General features: G+C 73.8%; 11 protein-coding genes. 9 read left to right on the top strand and 2 right to left on the bottom strand.

Features of this window, described 5'->3' with window-relative positions; translation table 11 throughout:
• Window positions 1-117 precede the first annotated feature (117 nt).
• A complete protein-coding gene (locus ACFV9J_RS10170; RefSeq protein WP_385352410.1) occupies window positions 118-1,257 on the top strand; it encodes a cytochrome P450 in 1,140 nt (379 codons plus the stop codon).
• Window positions 1,258-1,326: 69 nt separating this feature from the next.
• Here the strand turns inward: ACFV9J_RS10170 and ACFV9J_RS10165 are convergent, their stop codons facing one another.
• Both ACFV9J_RS10165 and ACFV9J_RS10160 read right to left on the bottom strand, forming a co-directional pair.
• On the bottom strand, window positions 1,327-2,967 hold the full coding sequence (locus ACFV9J_RS10165) for a penicillin-binding transpeptidase domain-containing protein (RefSeq protein ID WP_385352408.1): 1,641 nt from the start codon (window positions 2,965-2,967) through the stop codon (window positions 1,327-1,329).
• Window positions 2,968-2,984: 17 nt separating this feature from the next.
• Complete coding sequence (locus ACFV9J_RS10160; RefSeq protein WP_385352406.1) at window positions 2,985-4,037, bottom strand: alpha/beta hydrolase family esterase; 1,053 nt, start codon at window positions 4,035-4,037, stop codon at window positions 2,985-2,987.
• A 115-nt stretch (window positions 4,038-4,152) separates the two neighbouring features.
• Between ACFV9J_RS10160 and ACFV9J_RS10155 the strand changes: the two genes are divergently transcribed.
• The 8 genes from ACFV9J_RS10155 to ACFV9J_RS10120 all read left to right on the top strand — a co-directional run bounded on the left by ACFV9J_RS10155 (window position 4,153) and on the right by ACFV9J_RS10120 (window position 13,504).
• Window positions 4,153-5,085, top strand: coding sequence for a LysR family transcriptional regulator (locus tag ACFV9J_RS10155; protein ID WP_385352404.1), 933 nt, complete (start codon window positions 4,153-4,155; stop codon window positions 5,083-5,085).
• 676 nt (window positions 5,086-5,761) lie between these two features.
• Entirely contained in the window at window positions 5,762-6,640 is an 879-nt protein-coding gene (locus ACFV9J_RS10150; protein WP_385352402.1) for a serine hydrolase, read from the top strand.
• 241 nt (window positions 6,641-6,881) lie between these two features.
• Entirely contained in the window at window positions 6,882-7,253 is a 372-nt protein-coding gene (locus tag ACFV9J_RS10145; RefSeq protein WP_385352400.1) for a DUF6479 family protein, read from the top strand.
• A gap of 4 nt (window positions 7,254-7,257) precedes the next feature.
• The gene (locus ACFV9J_RS10140) at window positions 7,258-8,385 is read left to right on the top strand and encodes a M24 family metallopeptidase (RefSeq protein ID WP_385352398.1); all 1,128 of its coding nucleotides are present in this window, start codon (window positions 7,258-7,260) and stop codon (window positions 8,383-8,385) included.
• A gap of 239 nt (window positions 8,386-8,624) precedes the next feature.
• The gene (thrS, locus tag ACFV9J_RS10135) at window positions 8,625-9,878 is read left to right on the top strand and encodes a threonine--tRNA ligase (protein ID WP_385352396.1); all 1,254 of its coding nucleotides are present in this window, start codon (window positions 8,625-8,627) and stop codon (window positions 9,876-9,878) included.
• Between the two features lie 145 nt (window positions 9,879-10,023).
• Complete coding sequence (locus ACFV9J_RS10130; RefSeq protein ID WP_385352394.1) at window positions 10,024-11,043, top strand: nucleoside hydrolase; 1,020 nt, start codon at window positions 10,024-10,026, stop codon at window positions 11,041-11,043.
• 574 nt (window positions 11,044-11,617) lie between these two features.
• Window positions 11,618-11,920 carry a hypothetical protein gene (locus ACFV9J_RS10125; protein WP_385352392.1) on the top strand — a complete coding sequence of 101 codons (303 nt, stop codon included), beginning with the start codon at window positions 11,618-11,620 and terminating at the stop codon, window positions 11,918-11,920.
• A gap of 90 nt (window positions 11,921-12,010) precedes the next feature.
• The gene (locus tag ACFV9J_RS10120; RefSeq protein ID WP_385352902.1) at window positions 12,011-13,504 is read left to right on the top strand and encodes an ATP-binding protein; all 1,494 of its coding nucleotides are present in this window, start codon (window positions 12,011-12,013) and stop codon (window positions 13,502-13,504) included.
• Window positions 13,505-13,508 lie beyond the last annotated feature (4 nt).

Raw genomic sequence — 13,508 nt, 5'->3', positions numbered from 1 at the left:
CGCCCTCCGGGTCGTACGAACCGGGGAGTGCTCCCCGTGCTCCGAACGCCGATGCTATCGTCGGCCGAGGAAACGGGGAGCGCTCCCCGTTTAGCCGTCTCTTTCACAGGAGGTCCCATGACCGCGCCCACCTCCGAGGAACTGGCCGCCCTGCGGGCCGTGGGCGCCGTGCACCGGGTGCTCGTGCCGGGCAGCGGGGAGAGCCGGCTGGTGGTGACGCGCGACGCGGCACGGGCCGCGCTCACCGACCCGCGGCTGCGCAACGACATCCGGCACTCCGCTTCCTGGGACAGCGACGGCGGGCACGCCATCGGCCACAACATGCTCCAGAGCGACCCGCCGCAGCACACCCGCCTGCGCCGGCTGGTCGCCGGACACTTCACGCCGGGCCGGACCGCCGCGCTGCGCCCGCGCGTCGAGCGCATCGCGCACGACCTGCTGGACGCGCTGCCGCGAGCGGGCACGGCCGACCTGGTCGCCCGGTACGCGCTGCCGCTGCCGGTCACGGTGATCTGCGAGCTGCTGGGCATCCCGGAGAACGACCGCGGAACCTTCCACACCTGGTCGAACGAGCTGGTCATGCCCACTTCGCCCGAGGCGGCCGGGTCGGCGGCGACCGCGCTGACCGGTTACCTCACCGAGCTGACCGACGCCAAGCGCCGCACCCCGGACGGCACGCTGCTCGGCGACCTGGTCGGCGCGGCCGACAGCGGCGAACTCACCCCCGGCGAACTGCTCGGCATGGCCTTCCTCATCCTGGTCGCCGGGCACGAGACGACCGTCAACCTGATCTCCGCCACCGTCCACGGCCTGCTCACCCACCCCGACCAGCTGGCCCGCCTGCGCGCCGAGCCGGAGCTGACCGAGGCCGCCGTGGAGGAGTCGCTGCGCTACCACTCGCCCGTCCACGCCTCCGCGTTCCGTTTCGCGGCCGAGCCGCTGGAGCTGGCGGGCACCGCGATCGCGGCGGGCGAGTCGGTACTCGTCTCCCTCGCCGCCGCCTCCCGCGACCCGGCGCACTTCCCCGACCCCGACCGCTTCGACATCGGCCGCCGCCCGCGGGGCCACCTCGGTTTCGGCCACGGCCCGCACCACTGCCTGGGCGCCCCGCTGGCCCGCGTCGAGGCCGCCGTCGCCGTACGCCTGCTGCTCGACCGGCATCCCGCGCTCGCCCTCGCCGCCGACCCGGCGACGCTCACCTGGCGCACCAGCACCCTGCTGCGGGGGCTGGTGGAACTGCCGGTGCGGCTCGGCTGATCCCACTCGGTACGGGCTCAAGAAGGGTCCTCGGGAAGGATCCTCAGGAAGGGTCCTCAAGAAGGGTCCTCAAGAAGGATCCTCCGGTACGGCCGACAGCAGGCTGTGCACGATCGGCCCCGCCGAGCCGCCGCCGGTGACGCCCTCCTCGACGACCACGGCGACGGCGACGTTGCCCCGGTGGGCGACGAGCCAGCCGTTGTTGTCCTGGTCGTCGGAGACCTCGGCGGTGCCGGTCTTGGCGCCGACCGCACCCGGCAGGTCGGCCAGGACGCGCGCGGTGCCGTCGGTGACGGTGGCCCGCAACAGACCGCGCAGCTGGGTGACGACCTCGTCGGGGAGCGGCTCGGTGCGGGTCTCGTCCTCGTTGCCCGCGGTGACGGACGGCTGGTGGAACTCTCCGGAGACCGCGGTGGCCGTCACCGACGCCATGATCAGGGGGTTGGCCTGGACGCGGCCCTGCCCGATCATCGACGCGGCCTTCTCCGTCTCGTCCTTGGGCACCGGCACCGAGCCGTCGTACGTCGGGATGCCGATGTGCCACTCCTGGCCGACACCGAAGTAGGTGCGGGCGACCTTGCCCAGCTCCCCGTCGTCGAGCTTGCCGCGCAGGCTGATGAAGGCGGTGTTGCAGGACTCCGTGAAGTCCTTGCGGAAGGTGGCGCCGGGGTGTTCCGAGGTCTCCACGTTGTGGAACTCCTTGCCCACCGTCAGGTACTTGGGGCAGTCCACGACGTCGTCGGGCGCGACCGCGTCCTTGAGCAGCAGGGCGCTGCTGGTGACGATCTTCCAGGTGGAGCCGGGCGCGTAGGTGCCGGAGGCGGCGCGGTTGAAGCCGGCGGAGGGCGAGTTGGCGAGGGCGAGGACCTCGCCGTTGTCGACGCGCAGGGCGACCAGGGAGGCGTTCTTGCCGTCGGCCTCCTTGAGGGCCTGCTCGGCGGCGGACTGCCAGCCGGCGTCCAGGGTGGTGCGCACGGGCCGGTCCGCCGTCGCCGGGTCGGGCTCCTTGCCGAAGGACGCCTCGGTGCGCACGGTCTCGCCGGTGGTCCGGTCGACCAGCTCGACCGCGCCGCGCGGGCCGCCGCCGCCCGCGTCACCGGCGAGCCGCCCCAGGAGCGGGGACAGGGACGGGTACGCGGCGCCCACGAGCGAGACGCCCTCGCGGTCCGTGACCTTCGGCGGGGCGCTCTCCTCGCGCTCCAGGCGGAACTTCTCCGTCTCGCTCAGCCGCGGGTGCACCAGCGACAGCCGCCAGTCCACCTTCCAGCCGCCGCCGTCCTGCTCGCGCAGCGGCAGCTCCGACTCGTACGTCCAGGTGCCCAGGCCGGTGACCGGCATCCGCGCGGTGAAGGGGATGCCGAGGGTGCCGTCCTCGCCCTCTTTCACGCCGTCGTCGGCCGCCGTCAGCTTCGGTTTCTCGATGTCGAGCCCCGCGGTGAAGCTCTGCAGCACCTCCTGCGCCTTGGCGGGCTCGGTGGTGCGTCCGGCCGCGCTCGGCAGCCGCCCTGCGGCCCAGTCGGCGAGGAAGGCGCGCGCCTGCTTCGTCGCGGCGGGGTCGGGTCCGTCGTCGCCGCGCGCGAAGGGGCCGAACCCGGCGGCGTACGAGCCGCCCGCGGCGATCGCGAGGACGACGCCCACGGCGGCGACGGCCCGCACACCGTTGCGGGGCCTGCGGCGGCGGGGAGAGGTGAGGTGGGGAACGTCGGGCATGGGATGGTCCTTGTCGGTCAGCGGCCGGGGCCGGTGAGGAAGTCGAGGATCGTGTCGGTCGCGTCGAGGGCCTTGCTGACGGGGCCGAACCCCTCGGGCGGGGGGACGGTCGAGCCCGGCCAGGTGTGACCGGCGTCGTCGACGACGAGGAGTTGCACGGTGCCGCCGGGCCGCCGGGAGCCGCCGGGGGCCTCGTTCCCGAGCCGCCACACCGTCCGGTCGTAGCCCTTCTCCTGCCGCGTGACCGGCTCGCCCGCGCCCCCGGCCGCCGCGAACGCCGCCGCGCTGTCCCGCGCCGACCGGGTCGGCAGGATCGGCTCCTGGGGATCCGGCGGCGGGGAGGGGAGGCCCGCGAGGGGCCGTACGGGGTCGTCGGCGCCGTAGACGACCATGACCGGGACGGGTCCGGTCGGCTCCACCGCGGCGTCGCCGGTGGGGAGCTGGCCGGAGACCGAGGCCGCACCCGCCAGCAGGGCGGGGCGTTCGGCGGCCATGCGCAGGGCCATCGAGCCGCCGTTGGAGAACCCGGCGACGTAGACCTGGCCGGGGTCGGCCCGCTCGGTGCGGACCAGGTGTTTGACCAGCGCCTCGGTGAACCGCACGTCCAGGCCGGGGTCCGGGCGCTGCTTCGTCGCCCGGGTGCCCGCGCCCCAGCCGTGGCCGAGGCCCTCGGGAAAGGCGACGAGCATGCCGCGCGCGGTGGCGGCCCGCTCCAGCCGGGTCTTCGCCCGCAGTTCGGCGGCGTCGGCGCCGCGGCCGTGGAAGGCGACGAGGAGGGGCCGCGGGCCGTCGGCGCCGTCGGCGGCGGGGGCGGGGGGCCGGTGCAGGAGGTACTCGCGGATGTCACCGTCCACCCGGAGCTGGGCGCGGACCTCCGGCGCCGCGGTGGCGGAGGGGGCGGGGGCGGCCGACGACGCTCGCGGACGCCCGGAGTCGGCGTCGGCGTCGGTGCCGGTGCCGGTGGCGCAGCCGGCCAGGGGGAGGACGAGGGCGAGGGCGAGCCCACCGGCCCACCGACGGGCGCGGAGCGCGGGGCCACGGTCACGGTCACGGTCACGGAAGGAGCGCATGGCCCGAGGAGAGCAACCCCGCCGAGCCCCTGTCCAAGACCGATATGGATGTCGGATCGATCAATCCCCGATATGATTACTGGTCGTGGACCTGGTGCGGCACCTGGAGTGCTTCGTGGCTGTTGCAGAAGAGTCACACTTCGGGCGTGCCGCCGCCCGGCTCGGCATGGCCCAGCCGCCGCTGTCGCAGCGCATCCAGCGGCTGGAGAAGGAGCTGGGCGTCCGGCTCTTCGAGCGCACCAGCCGGCAGGTGGCGATCACCGAGGCGGGCACGCTGCTGCTGGCCGAGGCCCGTGAGCTGCTGGCCCGCGCCGAGTCGCTGCGGACCGCGGCGCGCCGCATCCGGGACGGCGAGAGCGGTCTGCTGCGCGCCGCCCTGTCCCCCGACATCTCCGGCGAGACCGTCGCCGCGCTGCTGGCCGACTTCCGCCGCCGGCACGCGGGGCTCGAACTGGAGCTGCACGAGCTGACCACCGCCCAGCAGCTCGCCGGGTTCGCCGCCCACGAGCTGGACGTCGGCCTCATCCACCACCCGTGCGACGTCACCGGCCTGGAACTGGGCCCGGTGCTCCGCCGTGACCTCGGCGTACTGCTGCCGCGCGGCGCACCCCAGACGGAGCTGGACGCCGTGCCGCTCGCCGCCCTCACCGGCTACGACCTGGTCCTCTTCCCGCGCGCCGACGCGCCCGCGGTCTACGACGACCTGCTCACCGCCTGCGCCCGGGGCGGCTACACGCCCGCCGCGGTACGGCACGGCCAGGGCGCGAGCTTCGTCCGCGGCCTGGTCCTGTCGTCCGGGGCCGTCGCCCTCGGCCCCCGCGACACCCGGCTGGTGACCCCCGGCGACCAGGACCTGGTCTGGCGCCCGCTGGCCGGGGCCCCGCCCGCTTGGCGGCACTCCGCGGCCTGGCCCAAGGGACGCGGCGACGCAGCCGTCGGCGCCTTCGCCGACGCGGCCACCCACGCCCTGCGCACCACGGCCGGCGCCCACTCCGAGGCACCCGCCCGGCCCCTGCACCTTCGCCCGGCATCGGAGTACTGGCTTTGACCGACACCGCCACTTTCGGCCACCGCCCGACACACCCCACCGACCCCAACCACCCCCGCCCAACGAACCCCACCCGAACCGGCCCACTCGTCGCGGCGACCGCCCAGCCGACGACCCCCCTCACCGACCCCAACCACCCCCGCCCGACAAACCCCACCCCAACCGGCCCACCCACCACGGCGACCGCCCAGCCGACGACCCCCCTCACCGACCCCAACCACCCCCGCCCGACAAACCCCACCCGAACCGGCCCACCCACCACGGCGACCGCCCAGCCGACGGCCCCCCGCCCCAACACCGGCAACGGCACCCGAGGCCCGGCCATGACCCCCGCCACCACCCTCCGCCACCGCCCGACACACCCCACCACCCCCACCGACCCCAACCACCCCCGCCCGACGACCCACACCCGAACCAGCGCACCCACCGCGGCGACCGCCCAGCCCGTGCCCCCCGGCGCGGGCACCGGAGGCCCGGCCATAACCCCCGACACCGCCCTCCGCCACCGACCCACGTACCCCACCATCCGCACAGGCCCCGACCGCGCACGCCCGACGACCCCCATCCGTCCGCACATCCGCGGCGGCGGCCTCCGGACTGCGCGGGTCCGGGCCGGGGTGCTCGTCGTGGCGGCCGCTCGGGCGGTGGGCGTGGGCCCGGCGCCGGAGGAGCGGTCATGACCGACACCGTCACCGCCGCCCGGCTGGACGCCGCGTTCGCCGACGCCGGGGTCACCGGGTGGCTGCACGCCGTGGACATCGACTCGGGGGCGCAGGTCGGGGCCGGGGCGGACCAGCCGGTCTGCACGGCCAGTGTCCACAAGCTGTGCGTGCTGGTGACGCTGCACGAGCTGGCGGCGGCCGGGGAACTGGACCTCACCGAGCGGATCGAGTGCCCGCCGACCGGCCGCACCCCGGGGCCCACCGGGCTCGCGGCCATGCTCGACCCGGTCCTGCTGTCCCTGCGCGACGCCGCGTTCCTGATGATGTCCGTCAGCGACAACACCGCCGCCGACCTGCTGCTGCGCCGGGTCGGCCTGGAGGCCCTCAACCGCACGGCGGCCCGGCTCGGCCTCACCCGGACGCGGGCGGTGTACGGCTTCGGCGAGATGCTGGGCACCATGCGCGAGGACGCCGGGCCCGACGGAGCGCGGGCGCTGACCGACCCGCACGTCATCACCCGGCTGCGTGCCCTGGACCCGGCCCGCACCAACCACAGCACGCCCCGGGACATGACCCGCCTGCTCGGCGCGGTGTGGCGGGACGAGGCCTGCCCGCCCGAGTACGGCGCCGCGATGCGCCGGATCATGGGCCTCCAGGTGTGGCCGCACCGCCTGGCCTCGGGCTTCCCCTTCGACGACGTGCACGTGGCCGGCAAGACCGGCAGCCTGCCCACCCTGCGCAACGAGGTCGGCGTCGTCGAGTACCCCGACGGCGGCCGCTACGCCGTGGCCGTCTTCACCCGCACCGCCCACACCGCGGCCGTACTCCCGGCGGCGGACGCGGTGATCGGCACCGCGGCCCGGATCGCGGTGGACGCCCTGCGGGCACCCTGACGGGCCGAGGCCGAGGCCGAGCCGTTGCCGCCGAAGTCGTTGCCGGAGACCCGGCCGCCCGTCCTCGGCGGTGCCGTCCCCGACCAAGCCGTACTCATGGGCGTTGACGCCGACCGGGTACCAGCCACCGGCCCGCCCCAATCGCTCGTCCGCGCGTCAGGACCCAGGCGGGGACACAGGCAGGGACACAGTCAGAGACATATCAGGCGCTTTATCTCATTTGGGGGTACATAATCAGAACATGAGTACGGCAACGTATGTACTGCTGGCCGCGCCCTCGGGCGGGGCCAAAGTGGCAGTGGTCTTCATCATCGGACTGGTGATCGCCGGGGCGTTGGTCTGGGCCGTACGCGTCGGCATGCGGGTCATGGACCGGGAGCCGGACCGCCCCCGCGCCGACGAACAGCCGCACCTCCCGGACACCGGGGCCGTCCGCGAGGAGCGCGAGATGCGCGAACCCGACGAGATCCCGCTGAACAACGACGGGAGCCCGCGGCTCATGCCCTACGAGCTGCACCACTCGGGCAGCCGCCGCGGCGAGGACCAGAAGCGGCGCCGCTGGCTGCCGGGGTCGAGCGGGGCCTTCGGCAGCGGTGGGCCGGGACACGTCTGAGGCCGTGGGCGACGCCGCCCCCGGCGCCTTCACGGACGAGGTCTACGCGGCCCGCATGGACCGCACCGCCTACGAGGCCGCCGCCCTCGGACTCGCCGGAGTGCTGGTCACCCCCGGCCCCGACCTGGTGTGGCTGTGCGGCTACCGACCCACCGCCCCCACCGAACGCCTCACCCTCCTCGTCCTCACCGCCACCTCCCAGCCCCGGCTGCTGGTGCCCGCGCTCGACCGCCCGACCGCCGAGGCGGCCCCCGGCGCGGGCGCGGTACGGGTCTTCGACTGGTGGGAGGGACAGGACGCCTACGCCGCCGCGGCCGGGCTGCTGCGCCCGCACGGCCGGTACGCCGTCTCCGACGCGACGTGGGCGCTGCACCTGCTCTGCCTCCAGGCGTCCCTGCCGCTGGCCACCTACCAGCCGCTGTCCGCCGTACTGCCCATGCGGCGCGCGGTGAAGGACGAGCAGGAGGTGGCCCGGCTCACGGCCGCGGCAGCGGCGGCGGACACCGCGTACGAGGAGGTCCTCGGGCTGCGTTTCGGCGGGCGCAGCGAGCGCGAGCTGGCCGCCGACCTGGCCGGGCTGCTGCGCGCGCACGGCCGCAGCCGCGTCGACTTCACGGTGGTCGGCGCCGGACCCCACGCGGCCGACCCGCACCACCGGCCCGGTGACCGGGTCATCGAGGACGGGGACATGGTCGTCCTGGACTTCGGCGGCCTCAAGGACGGCTACGGCTTCGACATCGCCCGCACCGTCCACGTCGGGGCGCCCACGGACGACGAGCGGTGGGTCCACGAGACCGTCCGGGCCGCGCAGCGGGCGGCCTTCGGGGCGGTGCGGCCCGGGGTGTCCTGCCAGGAGGTCGACCGGGCGGCCCGCGCGGTGATCGAGGAGGCCGGGCTCGCCGGGCACGGCGCGCACCGCACCGGCCACGGCGTCGGCGTCACCACCCACGAGCCGCCCTATCTGGCGGAGGGCGAGGAGCAGCCCCTCGAACCGGGCATGTGCTTCTCCATCGAGCCCGGCATCCACCTTCCGGACCGCTTCGGCGTCCGCATCGAGGACGTCGTGACCTGTACGGAGGACGGGGGCCGACGGCTCAACACCACCTCGCACGAGCTGGTGATCGTGCGCTGACGGCTCTGACGGCTCCGGCGGGGGGGGAGGGGGCCGGAGGGCCGGGAAATTCGCTCGCGTCCGCGCCCGGCGCGCCCGTACCGTCGTCCCCGTGAAGCGCGTCCGTCCGTTCTTGGAGACGACGCCGGGATTCGTCCCGGCGCGCTGACTGCTGACCAGAAGTCCGAAGCCCCGGGGCAAGCGCCCCGGGGCTTCGTCACGTGGTGCTCGTCCCGTGGACCGTTCCGAGGGAGACCACCATGCACGACCGGGACCACGACCGGGACCACGGCCGGAACCACGACCACCGGCGGCTCGGCCGCGAACTGGAGCTGTTCGACACCGACCCCCTCATGGGCGCGGGCCTGCCGTACTGGCTGCCCAACGGCGCGGTCGTGCGCCACACCCTGGAGGAGTACGTCCGCGAGGCGGAACGCCGGGCCGGCTACCGGCACGTCTACTCCCCCGTCCTCGGCAAGCGCGAGCTGTACGAGATCTCGGGGCACTGGGAGCACTACCGCGACGACATGTTCCCGCCGATGGAGCTGGGCGCCGAGGAGGTCGTAATGCGCCCGAGCCTGTGCCCGCACCACGCCCTGGTCTACCGCTCCCGGGCCCGCAGCTACCGCGAACTCCCCCTGCGCATCGCCGAGCTGGGCGCCATGTACCGCTCCGAGCCCTCCGGTGTCCTGGGCGGACTGACCCGTGTGCGGGCCATCCACCTCAACGACGCGCACATCTTCTGCACCCCGGACCAGGCCGCCGCCGAGGCCCGCGCCGCCCTCGGGCTCATCCGCCGCGCCCACGCGGACCTCGGCATCCGGGCCTCCCGTTACCGCCTGTCCATGCCGGGTCCCGGCGGGAAGTACGTCGCCGACCCGGAGCTGTGGCGGCGGGCCACCGCGCTGCTCCGCGAGGCTCTCGACGGACTGCCGTACGAGGCGGTGGAGGGCGAGGCCGCCTTCTACGGCCCCAAGATCGACGTACAGATCGAGGACGCGGCCGGACGCGAGTCCACCTTGTCCACCGTCCAGATCGACTTCCACCAGCCCGAACGCTTCGGCCTGCGCTATCTCGGCCCCGACGGCGCCAGGCACCGCCCGGTCATGGTGCACCGCAGTGTCATCGGCAGCGTGGAGCGAGCGGTCGCCCACCTGATCGAGGCGCACGGCGGCGCGTTCCCGGCGTGGCTGGCCCCGGTGCAGCTGGTGGTGCTCCCGGTGGCCGGGGCGCAGCGGGAGGCGGCGTACGCCCTGCTGCGGCAGGCCACCGACCTGGGCCTGCGCGCCGAGGTCGCCGACCCGGAGCGCGGCAGCCTCGGTGCCCGGGTCCGGGCGGCGCGGAAGGTGCCGTACCAGGCGGTGATCGGCGCGCGGGAGGCGCAGGACGGCGACCTCGTCGACGTACGCCTGCGCGACGGCCGCCGGCCCGGACAGCTGTCCGGCACCGCGCTTGTGCACCGCATCACCGACCGCGTCGAGGCACGCGGCCTTGAGCTGTGGCCGTCCGACTGAGCCCGCACTCCCCGTGCAGGGCCACGAACCCGGCGTTGCGCGCCCGGGCGGGAAGCGTCGTGGTGCCGAGCCGCGGGGACACGGCCGGGCCCGCGTAGGGTCACCGGCATCGGCGTCCCCGCGAAGCAACAAGGAGCCCCCGGCCGTGCGCACCGTCTCCGAGCAGCAGCAGCCCATTCCGGTGATCATCGACTGCGACACCGGCATCGACGACGCCCTGGCCCTGCTGCTGGCGGTCCGGCACCCGCGCCTGGACCTGCGCGCGGTCACCTGCGTGGCCGGGAACACGGACGTGGCGGGGGTCGTCCGGAACACGCTGACGGTGCTGGAGCGGGCCGGTGCCCCGGACGTCCCCGTCGCCCGGGGTGCCGAGCGGCCGCTGATCGAGGGCGTGCGTACCGCGCGGCACGTGCACGGGGCCGACGGCATGGGCGACCTCGGGCTGCCCCCGCCCACCCGCGCCCCCGCCGACGTGGACGCGGTGACGCTGCTGCGCCGGGAGATCCTCGCCTGCCCGCGGCCGGTCACCCTGATCCCGACCGCGCCGCTGACCAACATCGCGCTGCTGCTGCGCACCCACCCGGAGGTCACCGGCAACATCGAGCGGATCGTGTTCATGGGCGGCGCGGTGGCCACCGGGAACGCGACGCCGGTCGCCGAGTTCAACGTGTGGCACGACCCGGAGGCCGCCGCGATCCTGCTCACGGCCGGGGTGCCGATCACGATGTACGGCCTCGACGTGTTCGAGCGGGTGATCGTGCCCGGCGCCGACGTACGGCGGCTGCGCGCGAGCGCCGAACCCGGCACCCGGCTCGCCGGGGAGCTGCTCGCCCACCGGGGCCCGGCCACCGACGCCACGGACCCCGGCGGCGGGCTCGGCGACGCGGGCGCGGTCTGCGCGGTGATCGACCCGGCGGGCCTGACCACGCACCGGCTGCCCGTCGAGGTGTCCCTGGCCCCCGGCCCGTCCCGCGGCCAGACCCTGGTCGACCGCCGACTGCGCGTCGGCGAGTCCGAACTGCACGACGGCCTGCGCGAACAGCCCCTGGTCGATGTGGCCCTGGACGTGGACGTCGACCGGTACGTGGAGCTGTACCTGACTGCCGTTGAGCAGTCCTGCGCAACAACGACAGCGACAGCGACACGGGCAAAGGGCCGCCCCTAAAGGGGGTTCTTGCGTGGCCTCCCTCGTCTCGGAGCGCGGGGACTCCAGGAACTCACTTCGTCGGCCGAAAGGCCAAGGCGAACGAGCCAGGCTTCGTACGTTGTCCGGACGGCTTCCCGCTGCGCCGATTCGTCGAGGGTGTGTTCGTTGCATGATACGGAGACCCACGGGAGCAGGTCGGCCAGGGCGCTGAGCAGCGGAAGCGCTGACTCTGGACGGAACGTGTGAGCGTGGGCCTCGACCTCCAGGAGGTCGAAATCCGGGGAACTGAACCGCGGCAGGCCGGAAGGGCGCGCGTCGGGTGTGACTTCCCGGCCCGCGTCCTGCTGGCGCTGGGCCTCCCACACGTCTTCCCAGAGGCGTCGCCGTGAGCATGTGGCCGGCCGACGTGTGGTCCTCGGTTTCGCGTCGAGCCCCAGGGACGCGGTCGGCGTCGTCCGCACACGAGGGGTCGATCAGTCCGTTGTCTTCGCAGAACCGGTTGATCACCGTCGCGAGCACCCAGGCCTTCGCGGACTGCGACACGCGTGCACCCAGCCACGCTTGCCACGTGGCGGACGTCATCTGCTGACGTATGGCCGTCTCCTACTCGGCCCGCAACCGCTCGCCCGTCGGCGTCGCAGGGGCCTTCCTGCTGTCGTCTGCGGTGCGGACCACCAACTGGGTGGCTGTGGGCGGTAGTGGCGGGAGCCTCAAGGGGGTGTGGCTTGCTCTGTCGCTGATGTGTGCGGTGATCGTGGGAGCTGTGATGGCCGGGATCTTCTGGGCGATCGGCCACCGGAGGGAGACAGCGGATCGCGCCACAGGCGCGCCGGTGGCGGGAGGTGCCGCCTTCCTCGGAATGGCCACGCTCGGGATCCGGTGGGCAGCTTTCTGAGCAATTGATGCCGCCCGCCCGATGGAGCAAGGACTACACTCCTTTGAGGTGTAGTCCTATGCCCTGGTGCGGGAGTAGAAGTCTGTGATCATCAACAAGCCGTCGCACGTCTTCGATCGTGGTGCGGAGTGGGAAGCGCTGACCACCTTCGCAGGGCGTCCCCTGCCGCACGCCATGCTCGGGGTGGTCAGTGGGAGGCGGCGCATGGGCAAGACGTACCTCTTGCGGGCGCTTGTCGAACAGTGCGGCGGCTTCTACTTCGGGGCCACTGCCGGGACCGAGGCGGAGTCGCTCCGCCAGTTCGGTTCGGCCCTCGCCGACCACATGGGGGCCCCGGTGCCCTATGCCTTTGCCACCTGGCATGACGCGGTCTCGTCTCTGTTCGGCCTTGCCGCTCCCGGCAGCGGAGGACGCCCCTTCCTCGTGGTCATCGACGAGTTTCCGTACCTGGTGAAGTCCTCCCCGGAGCTGCCCTCGCTCATCCAGCGCGAAATCGACCGGTATCAGGCAGAGAAGAGCCGCATGAGGCTGCTCCTGTGCGGGTCGGCCATGTCCGTCATGGGCGGCCTGCTGGCCAGTACCGCGCCTTTGCGCGGACGAGCGCAGCTCGAGCTCGTCGTTCGGCCCTTCGGGTACCGGGCCGCTGCCGACTTCTGGGGAGTCGCTGACGACCCCGCCCTGGCGGCGAGGCTGCACTCCGTCGTGGGAGGGACGCCGGCCTACCGTCGCCAGTTCCTGGCTGACGACGTACCGACATCTCTCACCGACTTCGACGACTGGGTCCGCCGCACCGTCCTCTCCCCGTACAGCCCGCTCTTTCGGGAAGCGCGCTATCTGCTCGCAGAGGAGACGGACATCCGGGACACCGCGTTGTACCACTCCGTCCTCGCAGCGGTGGCTCAGGGGAACAGGACGCGCGGCGGCATCGCCGGTTACATCGGTCGCAAGTCCGTCGACATCTCCCATCCGCTCAACGTCCTGGAGGACAGCCACCTCCTCATGCGCGAGGCGGACGTCTTCCGGGCCGGCAAGTCGCAGTACCGCGTCACCGAGCCATTGATCAACTTCTACGAGGCGGTCATGCGTCCGGCCTGGGCGCAGTTGGAGAGCGGCCAGGCCGCCGAGGTCTGGGCACAGGCGAGGGAGCGGTTCGCCGCCCAAGTGGCAGGTCCGCATTTCGAGGCGGTGTGCCGCGAGTACGTGCTGGGACCAGGCCGGTCCCTGTTGAGCATGTCCCTGGGACAGATCGGGGGTGGCGTGGTGACGGACCCCAGGGCACGACGGCAGACGGAGATCGATGTGGCGGTCGCCGGTCCGGGATCAGGGGGCGAGAAGCCCTTCGTGTCCCTCCTCGGGGAGGCGAAATGGGGAACCGTCATGGGGGTGAACCACCTGGAGCGTCTCATGCGGGCCCGTGACGTTCTCGCTGAACGGGGATACGACACGACGCAGTGCGCCCTGGGATGCTTCAGCGCCGCCGGATTCAGCGACACGCTGCGCGCCCAAGCCGAAGGAGGGGGCGTTCTACTGATCGGCCTGGACGAGCTGTACGGCCGCTCGATGCCTGATCCGGTCCTGCCCTGACCGG

It is taken from the genome of Streptomyces sp. NPDC059906 (genome assembly GCF_042730645.1).
Lineage (GTDB): Bacteria > Actinomycetota > Actinomycetes > Streptomycetales > Streptomycetaceae > Streptomyces > Streptomyces rubrogriseus.
Note: the sequence above shows the minus strand (reverse complement) of the source record. Positions and strands in the feature narration are given on the sequence as shown.